Origin of the sequence: Desulfosporosinus paludis, from assembly GCF_045689965.1 — a bacterium.
GTDB lineage: Bacteria > Bacillota > Desulfitobacteriia > Desulfitobacteriales > Desulfitobacteriaceae > Desulfosporosinus > Desulfosporosinus paludis.
Genome location: NZ_CP144211.1, coordinates 1,849,727 through 1,868,968, shown reverse-complemented (window position 1 = coordinate 1,868,968; position 19,242 = coordinate 1,849,727). Strand labels below are relative to the sequence as shown.

At 44.5% G+C, this 19,242-nt stretch carries 20 protein-coding genes, 2 pseudogenes and 1 riboswitch; of the genes and pseudogenes, 18 read left to right on the top strand and 4 right to left on the bottom strand.

Going from position 1 to position 19,242, the window contains the following annotated elements; genetic code table 11:
• Positions 1–136 precede the first annotated feature (136 nt).
• The 4 genes and pseudogenes from VZF35_RS09490 to VZF35_RS09475 all read right to left on the bottom strand — a co-directional run.
• Entirely contained in the window at positions 137–985 is an 849-nt protein-coding gene (locus VZF35_RS09490) for a MetQ/NlpA family ABC transporter substrate-binding protein (RefSeq protein ID WP_407313057.1), read from the bottom strand.
• Positions 986–1,031: 46 nt separating this feature from the next.
• Positions 1,032–1,718, bottom strand: coding sequence for a methionine ABC transporter permease (locus tag VZF35_RS09485; protein ID WP_407313055.1), 687 nt, complete (start codon positions 1,716–1,718; stop codon positions 1,032–1,034).
• On the bottom strand, positions 1,708–2,133 hold the full coding sequence (locus VZF35_RS09480) for an NIL domain-containing protein (RefSeq protein ID WP_407314557.1): 426 nt from the start codon (positions 2,131–2,133) through the stop codon (positions 1,708–1,710). Before VZF35_RS09480 ends, VZF35_RS09485 begins: the two co-directional genes overlap by 11 nt.
• A gap of 153 nt (positions 2,134–2,286) precedes the next feature.
• Positions 2,287–2,771: pseudogene (locus tag VZF35_RS09475) on the bottom strand (ATP-binding cassette domain-containing protein); the annotation flags it as partial.
• 47 nt (positions 2,772–2,818) lie between these two features.
• Positions 2,819–2,919: riboswitch (SAM riboswitch) on the bottom strand.
• Positions 2,920–3,090: 171 nt separating this feature from the next.
• Here VZF35_RS09475 and VZF35_RS09470 point away from each other — a divergent pair.
• From VZF35_RS09470 to VZF35_RS09385, 18 genes and pseudogenes are all read left to right on the top strand, one after another.
• On the top strand, positions 3,091–3,390 hold the full coding sequence (locus VZF35_RS09470; RefSeq protein ID WP_407313053.1) for a YerC/YecD family TrpR-related protein: 300 nt from the start codon (positions 3,091–3,093) through the stop codon (positions 3,388–3,390).
• A gap of 120 nt (positions 3,391–3,510) precedes the next feature.
• Complete coding sequence (hisZ, locus tag VZF35_RS09465) at positions 3,511–4,683, top strand: ATP phosphoribosyltransferase regulatory subunit (RefSeq protein WP_407313051.1); 1,173 nt, start codon at positions 3,511–3,513, stop codon at positions 4,681–4,683.
• Complete coding sequence (locus VZF35_RS09460; protein ID WP_407314555.1) at positions 4,676–5,755, top strand: 6-phosphofructokinase; 1,080 nt, start codon at positions 4,676–4,678, stop codon at positions 5,753–5,755. The genes hisZ and VZF35_RS09460 overlap by 8 nt, the downstream gene beginning before the upstream one ends.
• A 30-nt stretch (positions 5,756–5,785) precedes the next feature.
• Complete coding sequence (locus tag VZF35_RS09455) at positions 5,786–6,268, top strand: type I restriction-modification system subunit M N-terminal domain-containing protein (RefSeq protein WP_407313049.1); 483 nt, start codon at positions 5,786–5,788, stop codon at positions 6,266–6,268.
• Between the two features lie 331 nt (positions 6,269–6,599).
• The gene (gene hisG, locus VZF35_RS09450) at positions 6,600–7,280 is read left to right on the top strand and encodes an ATP phosphoribosyltransferase (RefSeq protein WP_407313047.1); all 681 of its coding nucleotides are present in this window, start codon (positions 6,600–6,602) and stop codon (positions 7,278–7,280) included.
• A 91-nt stretch (positions 7,281–7,371) separates the two neighbouring features.
• Positions 7,372–8,652, top strand: coding sequence for a histidinol dehydrogenase (hisD, locus tag VZF35_RS09445; protein ID WP_407313045.1), 1,281 nt, complete (start codon positions 7,372–7,374; stop codon positions 8,650–8,652).
• 21 nt (positions 8,653–8,673) lie between these two features.
• On the top strand, positions 8,674–9,747 hold the full coding sequence (hisC, locus tag VZF35_RS09440; RefSeq protein ID WP_407313043.1) for a histidinol-phosphate transaminase: 1,074 nt from the start codon (positions 8,674–8,676) through the stop codon (positions 9,745–9,747).
• Between the two features lie 62 nt (positions 9,748–9,809).
• Positions 9,810–10,400 carry an imidazoleglycerol-phosphate dehydratase HisB gene (hisB, locus tag VZF35_RS09435; protein ID WP_407314553.1) on the top strand — a complete coding sequence of 197 codons (591 nt, stop codon included), beginning with the start codon at positions 9,810–9,812 and terminating at the stop codon, positions 10,398–10,400.
• Positions 10,401–10,433: 33 nt separating this feature from the next.
• On the top strand, positions 10,434–11,063 hold the full coding sequence (hisH, locus tag VZF35_RS09430; protein ID WP_407313041.1) for an imidazole glycerol phosphate synthase subunit HisH: 630 nt from the start codon (positions 10,434–10,436) through the stop codon (positions 11,061–11,063).
• The gene (hisA, locus tag VZF35_RS09425; protein ID WP_407313039.1) at positions 11,041–11,808 is read left to right on the top strand and encodes a 1-(5-phosphoribosyl)-5-[(5-phosphoribosylamino)methylideneamino]imidazole-4-carboxamide isomerase; all 768 of its coding nucleotides are present in this window, start codon (positions 11,041–11,043) and stop codon (positions 11,806–11,808) included. The genes hisH and hisA overlap by 23 nt, the downstream gene beginning before the upstream one ends.
• Before the next feature lies 1 nt (position 11,809).
• The gene (gene hisF, locus VZF35_RS09420; RefSeq protein ID WP_407313037.1) at positions 11,810–12,574 is read left to right on the top strand and encodes an imidazole glycerol phosphate synthase subunit HisF; all 765 of its coding nucleotides are present in this window, start codon (positions 11,810–11,812) and stop codon (positions 12,572–12,574) included.
• A gap of 148 nt (positions 12,575–12,722) precedes the next feature.
• Positions 12,723–13,394 carry a bifunctional phosphoribosyl-AMP cyclohydrolase/phosphoribosyl-ATP diphosphatase HisIE gene (gene hisIE / locus VZF35_RS09415; RefSeq protein ID WP_407313035.1) on the top strand — a complete coding sequence of 224 codons (672 nt, stop codon included), beginning with the start codon at positions 12,723–12,725 and terminating at the stop codon, positions 13,392–13,394.
• Between the two features lie 400 nt (positions 13,395–13,794).
• On the top strand, positions 13,795–14,082 hold the full coding sequence (locus tag VZF35_RS09410; RefSeq protein WP_407313033.1) for a hypothetical protein: 288 nt from the start codon (positions 13,795–13,797) through the stop codon (positions 14,080–14,082).
• Positions 14,083–14,196: 114 nt separating this feature from the next.
• On the top strand, positions 14,197–14,877 hold the full coding sequence (locus VZF35_RS09405; RefSeq protein ID WP_407313031.1) for an NUDIX hydrolase: 681 nt from the start codon (positions 14,197–14,199) through the stop codon (positions 14,875–14,877).
• A gap of 186 nt (positions 14,878–15,063) precedes the next feature.
• The gene (locus VZF35_RS09400) at positions 15,064–15,507 is read left to right on the top strand and encodes an acyl-CoA thioesterase (protein WP_407313029.1); all 444 of its coding nucleotides are present in this window, start codon (positions 15,064–15,066) and stop codon (positions 15,505–15,507) included.
• 218 nt (positions 15,508–15,725) lie between these two features.
• Entirely contained in the window at positions 15,726–16,238 is a 513-nt protein-coding gene (locus tag VZF35_RS09395; protein ID WP_407313027.1) for a GNAT family N-acetyltransferase, read from the top strand.
• A gap of 134 nt (positions 16,239–16,372) precedes the next feature.
• Entirely contained in the window at positions 16,373–18,067 is a 1,695-nt protein-coding gene (locus tag VZF35_RS09390; RefSeq protein ID WP_407313025.1) for a M3 family oligoendopeptidase, read from the top strand.
• A gap of 189 nt (positions 18,068–18,256) precedes the next feature.
• Positions 18,257–19,236: pseudogene (locus tag VZF35_RS09385) on the top strand (MBL fold metallo-hydrolase).
• Positions 19,237–19,242: the final 6 nt, after the last annotated feature.

The window sequence follows — 19,242 nt, the reverse complement described above, 5'->3', positions numbered from 1 at the left end:
GATTTGGAATACAGAAGCTATTACTAAACTTAGTTAAAATTACTACTCAAAAGATAGCGGAAATAAGGACGAAATCCCTTGTGACAGAAGGGTTTCGTCCTTATTCCAGTTTAAAAGTAAGTAACTGTTGCTTCCTTTAGAAAGCCGGAACGATCGAGCCCTTATACTTGTCTTCGATGAATTTTTTAACCTCTGGAGAGGTTAAAGCTTTCGCTAATTTTTGTAAAGCAGGATCGTCTTTACGGTTGTCCTTAACGACGAGGATATTGGCATACGGTGAATCTTTATCTTCAGTGAAAAGGGAATCCTTGGTGGGGTTGAGTCCAGCTTCCAAGGCATAGTTGGTGTTGATTACGGCTGCGTTGATTTTAGGATCTTGAAGTACACGCGGCAGTTGAGGAGCGTCGATCGGGGTAACGTTTAGTTGCTTCGGATTGCCGCTGATATCGTTAACCGTTCCACTGATTCCAACCCCGTCTTTCAGTTGAATAAGGCCTGCTTTGGCAAGTAAAGCTAAGGCGCGACCACTGTTTGAAGGGTCGTTAGGTATAGCAATGGTATCTCCATTTTTCAGTTGATCTAAGTTCGTAATTTTCTTTGAGTAAACACCCATCGGCTCGATGTGAACGTTAGTTAGTGAGACAAGATTCAAATGATGGTCCTTGTTAAAGGATTCGAGATAGGGGGTATGTTGGAAAAAGTTTGCGTCGATCTCTCCAGAATCTAAATCGAGGTTTGGACGCACGTAATCTGTATAATTAACGATTTTCAAATCGATGCCTTCTTTGGCCAATGCCGGTTTGATAAATTCCAGTATCTCAGCATGGGGTACGGGGGTAGCTCCGACTTTGAGCACGGTAGTACCTGTTGAATTAGCGGTGGCTGCAGCTGCCTGAGGTTTTCCGCATCCAGCGAGTACCAGAGTGAGTGAGACCAGGGAAATCAAGATTAAAGCAAGTGAGCGACGTTTGTTGTTTTTTAACATCAATGTTCCTCCTCAAGTTTAGATTAGATCTTAAGTATATAGACTCTTAATGGGCTAATTTGCGTGCTAAGGCAGTTCCTAAGGACTGCAGCCCTTGTACAAGGATGACGAGTATGATGACCGTGACAACCATAATATCGGTTCGAAATCGGTTATAGCCATATTGAATTGCTAAATCTCCCAACCCTCCGCCGCCGACAGCTCCCGCCATGGCAGTGTAGCCGATCACGCTGATCGTCGTGATGGCAGCACCAAGAATTAGCGAACCTTTTGCTTCAGGAAGAAGTACTTTAAGGATGATCTGAAAAGGTGAGGCTCCCATGGAAAGTGATGCCTCAATGATGCCATAGGGAACTTCTTTGAGAGAGCTTTCCACGACCCTTGCCACAAAAGGGGCTGCCGAGATGACAAGCGGGACAATGGCAGCGGTCGTACCAATTGACGTGCCGATAAGTACACGCGTTAGTGGGATAAGAGCCACCAATAAGATGATAAACGGAGCGGATCGTAAAATGTTGATGAGGGTTCCGAGAATTCGCTCCACCCAAGGGTTGGGGGAAATATGTCCAGGTGAGCTGACAACCAAAACAACTCCCAAGGGAAGTCCTAAAAGGTAGGCGAGAAATGTGGAGACGAAGACCATGTAGAGAGTATCCCCTATTGCCGGAGAAACGAGCTGGAGCAAGTCGCTCCCTAATGAGACTTGGAAGAGTGTGGAGGGTTCAGTTAGCAATTCGAATCACCTCCAAGTTTAAATTTCGGCCTGCTAAATAGTGATGGGCCTCTTGGAGTTGCTCTGGGTTTCCCTGCAGCTCTAAAGTTAAAGTACCAAAGAGAGTAGACCTTAAATGATCAATGCTCCCATAAAGAATGTTGGCACGGACAGCACAAGTGTGTAATAAATCAGTAATGATGGGCTCCGAAGCCTGCGATCCAAGAAATTGAAGACGGATAATTTCTGAGTCCTGATGAGTCGCAAAATCTTTAAGCAGCTCCGTTGGAAGGTCTTTCGGAAAGATAGTTGCTATGAATTCTCGGGCGATGTCCGACTGGGGTTGAGTGAAGACAGATTCTACGGGGCCGTGCTCGACGATGCGGGCTTGGTGAATCACGGCCACATCCGTGCAAATCTCTTTGACCACTTTCATTTCGTGGGTAATTAGAACAATCGTTAAGCCGAGTTTTTGGTTAATGTCTCGGAGTAGTTTCAGAATCGAGAGGGTGGTTTGGGGGTCGAGAGCTGAAGTGGCTTCATCGCACAAGAGAACTTGAGGTTGTGTTGCTAGTGCTCGCGCAATGCCTACCCGCTGTTTTTGCCCGCCGCTGAGTTGAGAAGGGTAAGCAGAAGCTTTTTCCTCGAGATTGACGAGGCTGAGCAACTCCTCGACGCGTTCAGCGATTCTTTGTTTGGGCACGCCGGCAATCTCCAGGGGAAAGCAATGTTTTCCGCCACCGTGCGCGATTGCAAAAGACAAAAGTGTTGGAAAATCATCCCGATTCCCTGCCGTGCTTGACGGAGTGCCTTTCCGGAAAGTTTTGTCAACGTCTGACCTGCAACGACGACTTCTCCGCGTGTGGGCTTTTCAAGCAGATTTATACAGCGAATAAGTGTGCTTTTACCAGCCCCGCTTAAGCCGATGATCCCGTAAACAGCGCCTTGAGGAATGTTCAAGGAAACGTTATCAAGAGCGGTTACGGCTCCTTGGCGGGAGACGTATGTTTTGACTAGCTGGTTAATCTGAATCAAGTTGTACCTCCTTCTTAGATGTTTTCGAGAGTTCAACACAACAAAAAACTCCGCGAAGAAAACCCGCGGAGTTACATTCGGTTTTCCTCTTATCTCCCAGATTTCTCTGCAGGAGTTAGCACCGTGCTTTTAAATGCCGGTTGCCGGGTTTCATCGGGCCAGTCCCTCCACCTACTCTGAATAAGAGTTTTTATGAAATTTTTGTGTTAAAGTCTCGCAAAAAGATGCTTGTATTGTAGCATAAGCTGTGAGGAAATATCAAGAGGAAAAATTAAACAGGTCCATCTGTAAAAATACTTGACATTATTCCAATGCTTTAATAAATTAAAGGAAGAAAGTAATCCGAGGAGGGTGTACAATGTCAAGCGATGAACGTTTACAAAATCCCTTAACGGACGCCTTATTCGAGGCAATTTTGCTGTTAAGAACGAAAGAAGAGTGTTATCGGTTTTTCGAAGATATTGCCACGATCGCTGAAATAAAGGCGCTGGCCCAGCGTTTGGAAGTAGCGAAGATGTTAAGGAGAAATGAGACTTATACTGCCATTGAAAAAGTTACTGGAGTAAGTACGGCAACCATTAGCCGTGTTAAACGCTGTTTAAATTTCGGAGCGGATGGGTATCAACTAATCTTAAGCCGATTGCAAGAACAAGATTAAACTTGAAGTAAATTCTCGATCTGAGATCTAGAATCAATTGTTACGATGACTTCACCATGAATACTAATATAATCGTTTCAGATTTTGAAGCATCATTGAGCGTAGAGAAGGGGAATAATAATGCTAAGAACGAATTTAGGACAACGTATTCCGGAAGGCATGCGTGATTTACTGCCCGAGGAAATTGCAGTGCAGGAACGCCTTGAGACTGAGGTCATGACACTTTTTCAGCGTTGGTCTTATCAAAAAGTGCTGCCTCCTACTTTAGAATTTACCGCTTGTGTTCAGCCTGATGTGGAGCAAGTTGATTCTCTCTACAAGTTTTTCGATCGAGAGGGACGCATCTTGGCCTTGCGACCGGAATTGACGATTCCCATCGCTCGTTTGGTTAGTACGCGTATGCGTGGAGCAAATTTACCTCTCCGCTTGTGTTATGGTGCAGATGTTTTCCGTAATACTACTGTTAGGTATCGTGAATTCCGTCAAGTTGGAGTGGAACTCATCGGTGCTGACCAAGAACTGGCTGATGCGGAAGTGATTGCTCTTGCTGTCGAGGCGATTGCTTGCTTAGGGATCAAAAATTATCAATTTAACCTTGGGCATATGGGAATCTTCTCAGGGCTCATGTTGGAGGCGGGTGTCGATGAAGGATTCCAGACTAAGCTGGAAGAGGCCCTAGCTCGCAAAGACATGGTGGGCGTAGAACGGTTGGTCCAAAACAGTGGGTTGCCGGAGCGTGTACAGGAACTGCTGCTTCGGTTACCTCATTTTCACGGCGGAGAAGAAATCCTCGATGAAGTTCTTGGCTGGAGTACACTCCCGACTATTCGGGAGGCAGTTGAGAGTTTGAGGCGGATTTACCGTTATTTAAGTGATTTTGGTGTTCAAGGAAATGTATCCTTAGATCTGGGAATTTTAAGAGGCTTTTCGTATTACACTGGAGCTGTGTTTGAAGGGTATGTCGCCGGAATTGGCTTTCCCGTACTCGAAGGGGGACGGTACGATGCTTTGTATGCTGACTTTGGGTCCTCTCAACCAGCTACAGGCTTTGCTATCCACTTGGGGAGCATGTTAGAGCTTTTTCCTTTGCCTGTTATTGAGGGGGCAGATATTTTAGTTTTTGGATCCGATGCTAAGCAAATAATCCGTCAATGTCAGGAATTGAGGGCACAGGGCAAGAAGGTGGAAATGGCCTTTGAAGCCATGGACAAGGGAGCAGCTCAGACTATGGCAAAGTTAAAGAATATTCCGGAGATTAGACAGGCAGGGGAGGGAGTGTTTGAAGATGCATAAACTTGCTGTTCTTACGGGCGGCGGAGATTGTCCAGGTCTTAACGCAGTAATTCGTGCTGTTGTCAGGAGCGCAAACCAATATGGCCTCGAAGTTCTTGGGATAAAGGATGGTTTCCATGGTGCAGTTGAAGGAGAGTTCATACCCTTAACCTTAGCGGATGTTTCGGGAATTTTGCCACGTGGCGGCACAATACTTGGAACGACGAACCGTGATAATCCCTTCGAGTATGTCTCCAACGTTAATGGGGTCAGGCAGCCTCTTGACCGCTCAGAGGACGTCCTTAGAAATTTCCAAGAGGCCGGAATTGATGCCTTATTAGCCATTGGCGGGGACGGAAGCTTAAATATTTCTTTGAAATTTGCGGAAAAAGGGTTTCCGGTCATCGGAATCCCCAAAACCATCGACAATGATTTAATGGCTACGGATCAGACCTTTGGTTTTCAAACGGCAGTGGAAACGGCACAGGAGGCTCTAGACCGTCTGCATACGACAGCAGAATCCCATCATAGAGTGATGGTTCTGGAAGTAATGGGCCGTTATGCGGGCTGGATTGCCCTCTATGCAGGTGTAGCCGGAGGGGCAGATGTCATTTTGATTCCGGAAATACCATATAATCTTAACAGGGTGGCCTACTCCGTACAGAAACGGGCAAAACAAGGGAAGAAATTCAGCATCATCGTTGTAGCAGAAGGGGCCAAACCCTTGGGCGGTGAGATGGTCGTTGATAGATTGCTTCCGGGACGTTCTGATCCGGTCAAGTTAGGCGGAATTGGCGCCAAGTTGGGCAACGATCTCGAGAAGCATTTTGGTTTAGAAACTCGGGTCACAGTCCTCGGGCATTTACAACGCGGTGGTTCTCCAAATTCTTACGATCGTGTCTTAGCTTCCCGTTATGGCACAGCGGCAGTCGATGCGGCCCTGGAAGGCAAGTTTGGGATAATGGTCGCTCTTCACGGGCGGGATATTGTTCAAGTTCCTCTTCATCAAGCGGTAGACCAATTAAAACAAGTGCCTGTCACAGATCCCCTATTAATCACAGCCCGTTCCTTGGGAATTGAGATGGGAGATTGACGTAGTGTTGTCTTGTAAAGGAGAAACGACATGGACGGAAAGTTGACATTGGAACAGCTGGAAAGTTTTCTGGATGAGACTTGCGATTCATTACGTGAGGATAGAGACGCAGTAAGTTTCAAAGAATATGTCCTTGCCATCCTATTTTTAAAGCGTTTAAATGATCGGTTTAATTTAGAACGAGAAATGCGTAGGAAGAAGCTTTCCTCTCAAGGTTTATCCCTCCGGCAAATTGAAGAAGATTTAGAGAGAAAGGAAGTTTACCGTCTTTTTGTTCCCAAGATAGCCCGTTGGGATATCATAAAGGAGCATAAGGAAGATTTGCCTTCCTATCTGACGAAGGCCTTTGCTGAAATTGAAGAGAAGAATCGAGGGTGCCTCGGTCTTTTAACTACCATTGATTTTAAAAAATTAACGGAAAATGGCATACCTCTTCTTACGGACCGAGATCTGCTTGAATTGATAAGGAAATTTGAGCATTTAACGTTGTCCGATGACTATCTGGATTTTTAAGAACAGACGTTTAAGAACATCACCTTAATCATTTGTGAGAATGAGACAAGACCTTTGTTTGTCTTGTCTTTTTATACTGTCAGAAAGTATTAGTGCAACTAACAGTTTCTGCTCTTACAAGCTTGTCACAAGCCGAGTTTTCTTCATTCTATCCTGAAAGTGGCCATTTTCATCTTCCGATGGTGCCGCGATTTTTGTAGTAAAGCAGAATTTTCCGAGTAAATAAAAGGGGTTGCCAGAGTTCAGGATGGTTGGTATAATACTAATATATTAATGCTTTAATCAACTAAAGCGCTAAAGATATTTGGAGCCTGACGAAAGGAGAAGCTCAGTGGAAAACGATTTTTTAACGATTGCCTTGCCTAAAGGAAAATTACTTATCGACTCAATCGAGCTGTTGAGCCGTATTGGGATAGAGTGCAGCCATGTTAATGAAGACTCGCGGAAGCTTTTCTACGACCTTCCGAATAGTAAAGTGAAGATTATTATTTGTCGAGCTACAGATATTCCGACCTACGTAGAGTATGGAGCAGCCGATTTAGGAATTGCCGGTAAAGACACACTTTTAGAGGAAAATAAAGATGTTGTTGAATTGCTGGACTTAAAATTTGGGTATTGCCGTTTTGTAGTTGCCATGCCTGAAGGAAGGGTTCCGCCCAAGCTTCCCAATGATGAGTATGATTTAAGTGGTTTGAATCACCAGCGAGTTGCAACGAAATTTCCGAGGGTAGCTGAAGCGTTTTTCAGTGGACTGGGAATGCAGGTTAGTCCGATCAAATTGCACGGGAACATTGAACTCGCGCCGTGTGTTGGTCTGGCCGAAATGATTGTTGATATTGTATCAACTGGAAAAACATTGCGGGAGAATCATCTCCTAGAAGTTGCACCAATTCTTGAAGCAACCTCCCGCTTGATCGCTAATCGGGTAGCGTATCGTATGAAATACGAGCGAATCAGGGATCTTGTGGGTAAATTGCGCATTGGTATGAATGAAGATGTCACCGCAAAATAGGACCGGAGTTTAGTCAGTGTATATTGTACACGAGAAATTTCGCTTAGAGAGTTCTTAACCTATGTGATCAGTTGGTGAGGGGTGAGCAAACGTGAATGTTGAGACTTTGAAAGATATCGATTTAAACCGACTTACGCGCAAATCATATGGAGATGATGAAGGCCTTGAACAACGCGTGGCTCAGATTCTGGAGCGCGTTCGTGAAAATGGAGACGAGGCAATTTATCAGATGACTGAGAAATTTGACCATGTAGATTTGCGCCAAAAAGGGTTGAAGGTTACAGATGATGAGCTTCAAGGAGCTTATCAAGAAGTGGGTGAGGGTTTTCTACAAGCCTTACGTACGGCAAAAGAGAATATCTTACGCTATCATGAGAAACAAAAGCGAATCTCTTGGCTGGACCCGGATTCGGACGGGAGTATTTTAGGACAGCTCTTGCTGCCCCTCCAACGTGTAGGGATTTATGTGCCCGGCGGGACGGCTTCCTATCCGTCCTCCGTGCTGATGAATGCTTTACCGGCTGTAGTGGCGGGGGTCAAAGAGATCGTCATGGTCAGTCCGCCCCGCTCGGATGGTACGCTACTGCCCGAAGTTTTAGTGGCAGCTGCTGAAGCCGGAGTGACCGAAATCTATAAAGCAGGAGGAGCCCAAGGAATTGCGGCTCTGGCCTACGGAACTGAGAGTATCTCCCGAGTTGATAAAATTACCGGTCCCGGCAACATCTACGTAACTTTAGCAAAGAAACAGGTGTTTGGAAGCGTAGATATTGATATGTTGGCAGGACCGAGCGAGATTTTGATTCTCGCAGATGAAAGCGGGCGAGCGGAAGAGTTAGCGGCAGATCTGCTGTCACAGGCAGAGCATGACCGACTCGCTTCGGCAATTTTAGTATCTCCTTCTTGTACTCTGCTTGAAGAGACGGTTAAAGAGGTGGAGCGACAGCTGGATGAGCTGCCCCGCGCGGAAATTGCCCGAGCGTCTTGGGAAACCTATGGAGCAGCTATCTTAGTTGCAGATCTTAGGGAAGGTATGGCTTTGGCCAATAAAATCGCACCGGAGCATTTCGAATTGGTTGTCAAGGATCCCTACTCGTGGTTGGGGCAGGTTAAAAATGTCGGCGCAGTTTTTTTAGGCAGGTATTCTCCTGAGCCGGTTGGCGATTATTTTGCAGGTCCCAATCACGTATTGCCGACGGGTGGGACAGCCAGGTTTTATTCTCCCCTTAATGTCGATACCTTCATGAAAAAGGTTAGTGTTATAGGGTATTCGGAAACTGCGTTAAAACGAGATGTCCAACAGATTGCCCTGCTGGCGCGCAGCGAAGGGTTGGAAGCTCATGCCCGCGCCGTTGAAGCTCGATTTAAAAATTAGCACGTAAAGGAGTCATGGACGATGGGAGTTGTCATGAATCAAATCGAGGAATTTGTTCGCCCTGAAGTTCGTAAGCTCGTCCCCTATAAAGCGAATCACATGCCCCAGTGCATTACGCTGGATGCCAATGAAAACCCTTTTCCATGGCCTGCAGGCATGCAGGAAAAATTATTTGCAGAGAGTCCGGCTTTTAATCGCTATCCGGACGGTTTGGCTCAAGAGCTGAAACAAGCCATAGCCGGTTATGTTAATCTATCTCCGGAGGGAATTTTAGTTGGCAATGGTTCCGACGAGCTAATTCAGCTTATCCTTCTTACATTCGGCGGCGTGGGGAAATCGATGGTCATTCACCCGCCGACCTTCAGTATGTACCAGATCTCCGCTCGATTGACAGATACGGCTGTTGTGGAGGTTCCTTTGATTGATGGGCTCTATTTAGATTTAGAGCGGATGCTGCAAGCCGCAAAGTCTCCAGATGTTCATGTTTTAATCGTCTGCAACCCGAATAATCCCACAGGCTCTTTGTTTCGACGTGAAGATATTCTTCAGCTGGTAAGGGAAAGCGGCAAGATTGTGGTCGTTGATGAAGCCTATGCGGAATTCTCTGGAGAAACTCTGATTCCTGAGCTGGAAAAATATCCAAACTTAGTGGTTCTGCGGACGTTCTCCAAGGCTTTTGGTATGGCAGGTCTTCGTTTAGGTTATTTATTAGGTCAACCAGGAACCATTGATTTAATCAATCGTGTACGACCGCCTTTTAACGTTAATTCCCTGAGTCAGAAGGCAGGGATTCTTGCCTTAGGATATTTGAACGACTACCAAAAGCAAATTCAAAGTATTAAGAAAGAAACCCAAAAACTCTTCGAGGGATTATCCAAGGTTTCCGAGATTATGGTGTATCCGACCAAGGCTAATTTTATCCTCTTTAAACCAAAAGATTCGGACCGTTGGGCCAAGGAACTCCTGAAAAGAGGATTCCTCATACGCAACATGGGTGAGCTTCCGCTTCTCGGCAAATGCCTGCGCATCAGTGCCGGCCTGCCTGAGGAAAATGAGAGATTTTTGAAGATTATTGCTGAGATAAACATGCTTTAAACGTGATTGATCTCGATTGGTTATCGTTATTAGAAGAATGACTCGGAAATTCACGAGAGGAGATAATTATGCGGGAAGCTTATATTGAACGTAAAACCAAGGAAACCGAGATTAGAGTTCGCCTAAACCTTGACGGGACCGGAGAGGCTCAAGTGGAGACTGGGATTGGCTTTTTTGACCATATGCTCACAGCCTTCGCTCGTTTCGCTTATTTCGACCTTCTGCTTCAGGCCAGTGGAGATTTGGACGTTGATGCCCACCACACCATCGAGGATTGTGGAATTGTATTAGGACAAGCGCTGCGGGAGGCCTGCGGTAATAAGGCGGGAATTGAACGTATCGGGGAGACTTTTCTTCCGATGGATGAAGCATTGGTTCAGGTCGCCTTGGATCTTTCCAATCGTCCTTACCTAGTATGGGATATAGCACCTTCTGAAGGAATGGTTGGCCAGTTTCCGTTTGAAATGGCTGAAGAATTTTTCCGAGCGTTAGCGGTGCAGAGTGGGTTAACACTACATATCCGGAAAATTACCGGGAAAAACCTCCATCACATACTTGAGGCAGCGTTCAAAGGGGTGGGGAGGGCTCTAGGTCTCGCCTTACGACAGAATGCTCGCTATGCAGGTATTCTTTCGACGAAAGGGATTTTGTAAAATCGCTTAAATTGCGTTCCAGGAGGAATGAAAGTGATAGGAATTGTGGATTATGGACGGGGAAATTTGAGAAGTGTAGAAAAAGCCTTAGAAAAAGTCGGCTTCGAAGCTAAGATCATGACGGATCCGCAGGATTTGGCGACTATCGATGGCGTCATCTTGCCGGGAGTTGGAGCGTTTGCAGATGCCATGGAGGCTTTGAAGCGTGGAAAGTGGATTGATTCGATCATCCAGTTTGCCGGTTCGGGTCGTCCTTTTCTAGGGATCTGTCTCGGGATGCAAGTGCTCTTTGAGGTTGGGGAGGAGCATGGGGAACACGCTGGGTTAGGCCTTTTAGCAGGCCGTGTCGTGAAATTCCCGCCTGGCGGCAAGATTCCTCACATGGGCTGGAACAGCATGAGTTTAATTCAGCCTTCACGGTTATTAGAAGGGATTCCTAATGAATCCTACTTTTATTTTGTCCATTCCTTCTACGCTCTGCCAAAAGATCAAGGGGATATTATTGGGACAAGTGATTATGGGGTTGTCTTCCCTGCCATCGTTGGTAAAGACAATGTCTGGGGGGCACAATTCCACCCGGAAAAATCCAGCCCCTGGGGGCTTCAAATACTGTCAAATTTCGGAAAGTTGGTGAACGAGTATGCTGCTCTTTCCAGCAATTGATCTCAAAGAGGGAAAAGCGGTACGCTTATTACAAGGGCGGATGGAAGATTCTACGGTTTATGCGGATGATCCTGTTGAAGTAGCCAAAGGGTTTGAAAGACAAGGTGCATCGCATTTGCACGTTGTTGATTTGAATGGGGCATTTACGGGAGAACCAGTCAACGATGAAGTCATCCGAAAAATTGTTGGGAGTGTTTCTCTGAAAGTTCAAGTAGGCGGAGGAATTCGCACGCTGGAGAGGATCACCGAACTTTTGGATTTAGGGGTGGAACGGGTTATCTTAGGAACGATTGCCGTTAAGAATCCGCAATTGGTTGCTGAAGCCGCGCGGTGCTATGGTGAACGCATTGTGGTAGGGATTGATGCTCTGGGCGGATGGGTTGCAGTCCATGGGTGGGCTGAAGCGACTGAGATGCAAGCCATCAATTTAGCCCTAGCCATGAAGGACGTAGGGATTAAAAGCGTTGTCTTTACTGATATTTCCCGGGATGGAATGCTGAGCGGACCGAACATTGAAAGTACAGTCCATTTAGCTCAGAAGTCCGGGTTAGCTGTTATCGCTTCCGGCGGAATCTCCACGTTGGCTGATTTGCGCCATTTGCAGGCTGAACACTTAAAAGGAGTTTCCATAGAGGGTGCCATCACGGGAAAAGCTCTTTACAGCGGAGCCTTTACCTTGCAAGAAGCTCTAGAAGCTGCTCGATTCAATCCGAGTGAAGAGAATAATGGGAGTAGGGGGGAATGAAATGTTAAGTAAACGAATTATTCCCTGTCTAGATGTTCATGAAGGACGAGTTGTTAAGGGAACGAATTTTGTCCAATTGCGAGATGCAGGTGATCCGGTGGAACTTGCTGCCCTCTATGATCAAGAGGGTGCTGATGAGCTTGTTTTCTTGGATATTACCGCTTCTTCGGACAAGCGAGAGACGATGGTTGACGTGGTACGCCGGACCGCTGAACAAGTCTTCATTCCGTTTACGATCGGAGGCGGGCTGCGGACGATTGAGGATATTCGCAAGATGTTGCGGGCTGGAGCGGATAAAGTATCCTTAAATACCTCAGCGGTTCAGAACCCAAGGCTGATTCAAGAAGGTGCCTATGCTTTCGGAAGCCAATGTATTGTCTTAGCTATTGACGCACGAAGCACAGCTCCTGGGCAATGGGAAGTGTACATTCACGGAGGAAGAACCGCAACTGGTAAAGATGTTTTGACCTGGGCTGAAGAAGCTGAGAAGCTCGGTGCCGGGGAAATCCTTCTAACCTCTATGGACAGGGATGGAACGAAAGCAGGCTATGAATTAGAATTGACAAGAGCGGTGAGTCGAGCAGTATCCCTCCCAGTTATCGCCAGCGGTGGAGTAGGGACCTTGGAGCATTTAGCAGAAGGTTTAACTCTCGGGGAAGCAGACGCGGTTTTAGCAGCTTCGATTTTCCATTATAAGGAGTATAGTATTGAAGAAGCTAAAAGATATCTGGCGGAACGGGGAATCCTAGTAAGGGGACTTGTGTGACACAGCCCTCAGTCATACGCTCGCAGAGCAAACTAGCCGTTCGAGCTCCAGCTTTGAGGAGCAGGGTTCCCGCATTTGGGGTCGATCGCTTTCACGGAGTTTACTAAACTGCTTACATAACGTATATCAGGGAAGGTAGAGATGCGAAATGGAAGAAAATCAAATAGAATTTCTTGATTTATCGGGAATCCGCTGGGATGCTCAGGGACTTGTTCCTGCGATTGCCCAAGATGTGGAGACGAAAGAGGTTCTAATGCTTGCTTATATGAATGAGGAATCCTTGCGCAGGACGCTGCGTGAACGTAAGGCTTGCTATTATAGCCGCAGTAGGAAAACTCTCTGGCTGAAAGGAGAGACCTCTGGGCATTTTCAAGAAATTGTGGATATTAAATTTGATTGTGATCAAGATGCTTTGCTTTTAACCGTAAAACAGACTGGGATGGCCTGTCATGAAGATCACTTTTCGTGTTTTCACTATGGTTTAGAGAGCGATGGTTTTAAGCGTCTTGGAGAACCTGAAACAAGATCCGAACTGCCTTTAGGAAGGACCTTGGAATTATTGACCGAGGTGATACATTCTCGAAATCTAGAGCGGCCTGAAGGAGCCTACACGACATATCTGTTCGAAAAAGGGATTGATAAAATTCTTAAAAAAGTCGGTGAAGAATGTGCCGAAGTAATTATTGCGGCGAAAAATGCTGATCCTGACGAGATTCGATATGAGGTCTCGGATTTGTTCTATCATGTTTTGGTAATGTTGGAAGAGCGCGGAGTCAAGGTTGAAGAGATAAGTAAGGAGCTATACAAGAGGAGAAAATAATTAATTTAATTCTTATGTCAAGTGTTGTATTGGGTTGTATTTTTGAGTTGTTTTAAAGGCTAGTGCTGGTTGGATGAACTTTTTATTCGTCCAACCTTTTTCTTACTGTCAGAAAGCATAACTTCGTTTAATGCTTTCTTCAGCATAAGTGCAAGTAGGCAGACACCTGCGCAAGGGCTAACAAGTGCGAAGCAGTGCCTGCGGGCGCCAGCCAAGTTTTCTTTATTCTTAAATCTATTTCGAGGAAGAAGGAGTATTTTGGAATTTGGCGAATTATATACTATAATATAAGAAAATGATCATTGAAAATAATGATCAAGTACCGGACTATGGATGACCAAAACTTAAGATGATTAATTAAAAAGGGAAATTTTTTAAAACATAGAATGTAGGTGGTTGCGTGTTTAAGATCACGGAAGATTGTCTTGAGAATAAACAATTTACTGAGTATTTTAGTTCAGATGCTAAAAAAGGCACCGAAGAATTTGAGCAATTGATTAAAAAGTTTGAATCAGGACCTCAGTACAAATTTCGAATGCGTGATGTTGATGAAGTTGTTTATTTTATCGGATATTCAGACGACAACACTAAAAAAAGTGGCTTTGATCCTTTTGATATGTATGGAGAGTATTATGGTTGCTTTGACATCCAGTATCTTAACGATAAAGGTGAGTATGAACGACTTTAGTAATATAGTCTGTTGACAGAAACAAGGCTGGAGGCAAATGCTTCTGGCCTTGTTCGCATTAATTGTTCCTTATTGACCAGTTTCTTGAGAGATTTCGATACGGGAGTGGAGTGCATGGATGAATTAGTACTTGAAGGGCTAAAGAATACGTTGCCTTTGGTGCCGGGTATCAATGGGAAAAATGAATACTTCAATTCGGCTGTCCTAGTATTACTGTTGCTCGTTGATGGGGAATATCATTTTGTCTTTGAAAAAAGAGCTGCCCTGATAAGGCAGGCCGGTGAGATTTGTTTCCCGGGAGGAAAATTCGATCCGGAAAACGACGCCAATTATCAGGACGCGGCTGTTCGAGAAACTGAAGAAGAGTTGGGGATCGGTGCTGAGAAGATTAGAGTTATTGGGCCGTTGGATACAGTGATCGCGACAATGGGCACAACCGTGGATGCCTTTTTAGGAATTCTTGATGCGAACTGTTTAGAGAACTTAAAAATAAATCTCGCCGAGGTCGAGAGAATTTTTACGGTTCCGGTTTCTTATTTCGAGAAAACTGAGCCGGAGATTTATCAAGTAACGCTGGAAGTTCACCCATCCTATGTCAACCAGGCAGGGGAGGAAGTAGTAACGTTTCCTGCCAAAGAATTGGGCCTTCCGGATCGGTACTACAGGCAGTGGGGGAATGTTAAGAGCAACATCTTTGTTTATAGAGTTGCTGATGTCACTATTTGGGGAATCACTGCCCGTTTAATCAAGGATGTTGTGACAAGAATCAGGAGCATAGGCAAAGCAAAGAGCTAAAATCAGGGGATCCGTTGGAAGTAAGAGTAAGCAAGAGAAGGAATAATCTATATTTTTAGAGAATTAAGAAAGGGATTGTGATGTCTAGCAGCTTGTTAAGGATCTTAGATCAAATACAATAAAGCCCTAGCGCTTGGAAAACTATGCCAATACATTAAGCTTTATCTTTTAGGAGGTGTCTATCAAGTGGCGGAATTAATAGATTTTCCCGTTCAAGTAATAATACCTATAGCGTGGGGTGAGATGGATTCCTACGGTCATCTCAATAATATCTATTATTTAAGATATTTTGAAACTGCCCGGATTCAATATTTCAGGGAAATTGGACTTGTCGATATCAAATTGGAGACAGGCCTTGGCCCGATTCTTGCTCAGTCGACCTGTAAGTACCATAAACCACTGCAATATCCTGATCAAGTCATTGTAGGGGCCAAAATAAAATCTATGAGTAAGTCAAGCTTCGTTATGGAGCACTTAATTATCAGTGAAAAAGTGGGAGTGGCAGCCTCTGGGGAAGGGGTTATTGTCATGTACGATTACAATGCTTCGCAAAAAGCAGAAATACCTCCAGCTATTAGAAAACAAATCGAGGAATTTGAAGGAACTTCCTTTTCCAGCGATCAGCGTTAAGACTCAGGAGAACCTATGAAGTATGAGAATAGTCAAGTATTGCAATATTATCGAAGGTAAAGTTGCAAATGACTTCGGGAAATGGTTATTGCAACTCTAAACTTTAAATTGATTGATTGATTGATTTCGCGGAAAAAGAAGTGCCTTACAGTAGATAAGCTAACGGAGAAAACAAGTAAGTTTAATAAAATCTGACTGGAGAAGATTGGGGATAAGAAATGCCGCAAATAATTGATACCAAAATTGAAGACTTTAAATTACGATTTGCAGAGAGTGAAGATGCTGCCCTTATCTTGGGATTTATCAGAGAATTAGCGGACTATGAAAAAATGCTGCCTGATGTCGTGGCAACAGAAGAAGGACTAAGAGAATCATTATTTCAAAGAAAAATGGCTGAAGTCATTATCGGAGAATATAAAAATCAGCCAGTAGGTTTTGCCTTATTCTTTCACAATTATTCCACGTTTTTGGGTAAGCCGGGAATATATTTAGAGGATTTGTACGTCAAACCGGAAATGAGAGGGAAAGGATTAGGGAAAATAATTCTTTCGTTTCTCGCTCAATTAGTTATAGAACGTCAATGCGGCCGTTTAGAATGGTGGTGTTTAGACTGGAACAAACCTTCAATCAAGTTCTATAAACAAATGGGCGCAGTTCCTATGGAAGAATGGACCGTTTACAGAGTTCATGATGAAGCTTTGCATAAATTAGCAAGCAGCTTCTCTAAATAGAGGAAGGCGTTAAAATGGACTATGCCTCGTTATACTACAGAAAAGTTTGTGCCTGAAGTAAGACAGGGATTTAAATGATATAATAAAATAATAATTATGGCTAAGATTAAGCGATGAACACGGAGGGTGAATTCATGAAATTTAAAGATTATCAGTACCATCGGCCTGATATTGAGATAATAAAACCGAGCTTTGCCGATCTGATGAAGAGGTTTACAAAGTCTGCAAGTATCGATGAGCAAGATGCGGCAATGGTTGAAATTAACACCCTACGCGGGGAATTTGAATCAATGTCTCAGCTGGCATCGATTCGACATACCATTGATACGAGGGATACATACTATGAGCAGGAACAAGAATACTTTGATGAAACGATGCCGATATATCAAGGACTGATCTCGGAATTTTATCAGGCTCTGGTCGATTCTGGATTTCGCAGTGCTTTAGAGGAGAAATGGGGTAAGCAGCTCTTTACAATTGCCGAGTTGACATTAAAGACCTTTAAGCCGGAAATCATCGAGGATTTACAGACTGAGAACAAGCTGGCAACTGAATACACGAAACTTATCGCCTCAGCAAGTATCCTGTTCGAGGGTGAGGAGCGGAATCTACCCGGTCTTGGCCCTTTCCAACAGTCTACTGACCAATCTATGAGGAAAAGAGCCAGCGAAGCAAGATATAGTTTTTTTTCCGAACATGAGGAAACGTTGGACAAGATTTATGATGAACTGGTAAAAGTCCGAACTCAGATTGCCAAGAAACTTGGCTACGAGAACTATGTAGAACTCGGTTATGCTCGGATGTTACGCTCGGACTATAACCCGGAAATGGTGGCTAATTTTCGCAGACAAGTGGCAGAGCAGATTGTCCCCGTTGCAACAAAACTGCGTGAGCGGCAGAGACGTCGGCTGGGATTGGATACGCTTATGTATTATGATGAAAAGTTTAGCTTTCTGAAGGGAAACGCCAAGCCACAGGGGAATCCGGAATGGATTGTTGACAATGGGCGAAGAATGTATAAGGAACTGTCCCCTGAGACAGACGAATTCTTTACATTTATGTTAGACCATGAACTCATGGATCTGGTGAGCAAAAAGGGCAAAGCCGGAGGCGGTTATTGTACATTTATCAGCGAGTACTATTCCCCGTTCATCTTTTCCAATTTTAACGGAACTTCAGGAGATGTCGATGTTTTAACCCATGAAGCGGGCCATGCTTTTCAGGTATACAGCAGTCGAAATTTTTCCCTGCCGGAATATCAATGGCCTACTTATGAGTCTTGCGAAATCCATTCCATGAGTATGGAATTTTTTGCTTGGCCGTGGATGAATTTGTTCTTTAAAGAATCAGCAGACAAATACCGTTTCACGCATTTGAGCGAGGCACTCCTTTTTATCCCTTATGGTGTGGCTGTTGATGAGTTTCAGCATTTTGCTTATTCGAGACCTGAAGCAACTATCCAAGAGAGAAAAAGTGTTTGGAGAAAACTTGAAAACAAATATCTGCCACATCGCAATTATGAGGAGAATGGCTATTTGGAACAAGGTGGATATTGGCATCAACAAAGTCATATTTTCAGCGCTCCATTCTACTATATAGACTATACTCTTGCTCAACTATGCGCTTTCCAATTCTGGAAACGATCAAGAGAAGATCGGGAGGCCGCTTGGAAAGATTATCTAAAATTATGTCAAGCAGGCGGCAGCAGATCATTTCTGGAATTGGTCAAACTAGCTCATTTAACATCCCCCTTTGAAGATCTGTGTGTTCAAAAAGTTATTCAGGCGATTGAAGAATGGCTTGATGGAGTTGATGATAGTCAGTTCTAGAAAACAATCCTGTCCGGAAGATCCAGTTTTTGTGGTACTAATCAGAAAGTATAACTTCGTTGTATACTTTCTGAAGCATAAGGGCAACTAAGGCGGCCGCCTGCGCGAGGCTAACAAGTGCGAAGACAGTGTCTTCGGGCACTAGCCAAGTTTTCTTTATATAGTTTGTTTAAATTGGAGGCTTTTAATTTGATTACTGAAGTTTATCCCGGAATCTATCTCAATGAGATACCTTTGCCGAAAAATCCTCTAAGAGCTATTAATAGCTATATCCTGGTTTCTGATTCCGGAAATCTAATTATCGATACAGGCTTTCACACCTTAGAGTGCCAGACCGACTTAATGGATGGGTTAAAAGAATTGGAGATTGACCTTAAAAAGACAGATCTTTTGATTACTCATATGCATATGGATCACTCGGGCTTGGCGCCTGTTCTTAAAGAGCACGGCGTAAAAACTGTATATTTTAGCGAAATCGACGGAGAGCTTTTTAATCAAACATCCGAAAGTCGAAAATCAGAACGGGATTCTTTCTTTGGAACGCTTAACCAAATCTTTGGCTTTAAAAATGATTCCTCCTCAAGGTTTGGCAAAGAGTTTGGGGTTCGGCTTGCCGCCCCCTGGAATTTACCCCTTTGTCAGAAGGAGATAAGCTAATTGTTGGGGATTACTGCTTGGAAGTGGTGGATATTCCGGGTCATACGCCAGGGCATATAGGCCTTTATGAAGCAAGCCGCAAGCTATTTTTTTGTGGCGACCATATCTTAGATGAGATCACCCCGAACATAACCTTCTGGGGATTTGAACAGGACATTTTAGCAACGTACCTTAGGAGCCTTAATAAGGTTAGAGAGTACGACATAGACTACTTATTCACAGCACACCGGAAAATAATCAGAGATCACCAAACAAGAATTACTGAGCTGATCACCCATCATGATGAACGACTCCAAGAGATTTTGGATATTTTACAAAATGGCAGAAAGACCACTGGGGAAATGGCTGCTTCAATGCACTGGGATTTGAGTTATAAAACGTGGGAGGATTTCCCTCACCCCCAGAAGTGGTTTGCTTCAGGGGAGGCATTGTCTCATCTGGAGCACCTTGTGCATATCGGACGGGTCGAACGGATTGAAGAAGATGGGGCATATTATTATAAACTCAAATAATGTTCC

Excerpts from the sequence above, each read along its gene's own strand:
- VZF35_RS09490 (WP_407313057.1), bottom strand. The coding sequence starts at position 985 with ATGTTAAAAAACAACAAACGTCGCTCACTTGCTTTAATCTTGATTTCC.
- VZF35_RS09480 (WP_407314557.1), bottom strand. The coding sequence starts at position 2,133 with ATGAAAGTGGTCAAAGAGATTTGCACGGATGTGGCCGTGATTCACCAA.
- VZF35_RS09470 (WP_407313053.1), top strand. The coding sequence starts at position 3,091 with ATGTCAAGCGATGAACGTTTACAAAATCCCTTAACGGACGCCTTATTC.
- hisZ (WP_407313051.1), top strand. The coding sequence starts at position 3,511 with ATGCTAAGAACGAATTTAGGACAACGTATTCCGGAAGGCATGCGTGAT.
- VZF35_RS09460 (WP_407314555.1), top strand. The coding sequence starts at position 4,676 with ATGCATAAACTTGCTGTTCTTACGGGCGGCGGAGATTGTCCAGGTCTT.
- VZF35_RS09455 (WP_407313049.1), top strand. The coding sequence starts at position 5,786 with ATGGACGGAAAGTTGACATTGGAACAGCTGGAAAGTTTTCTGGATGAG.
- hisC (WP_407313043.1), top strand. The coding sequence starts at position 8,674 with ATGGGAGTTGTCATGAATCAAATCGAGGAATTTGTTCGCCCTGAAGTT.
- hisA (WP_407313039.1), top strand. The coding sequence starts at position 11,041 with ATGCTGCTCTTTCCAGCAATTGATCTCAAAGAGGGAAAAGCGGTACGC.
- hisF (WP_407313037.1), top strand. The coding sequence starts at position 11,810 with ATGTTAAGTAAACGAATTATTCCCTGTCTAGATGTTCATGAAGGACGA.
- hisIE (WP_407313035.1), top strand. The coding sequence starts at position 12,723 with ATGGAAGAAAATCAAATAGAATTTCTTGATTTATCGGGAATCCGCTGG.
- VZF35_RS09405 (WP_407313031.1), top strand. The coding sequence starts at position 14,197 with ATGGATGAATTAGTACTTGAAGGGCTAAAGAATACGTTGCCTTTGGTG.
- VZF35_RS09395 (WP_407313027.1), top strand. The coding sequence starts at position 15,726 with ATGCCGCAAATAATTGATACCAAAATTGAAGACTTTAAATTACGATTT.
- VZF35_RS09390 (WP_407313025.1), top strand. The coding sequence starts at position 16,373 with ATGAAATTTAAAGATTATCAGTACCATCGGCCTGATATTGAGATAATA.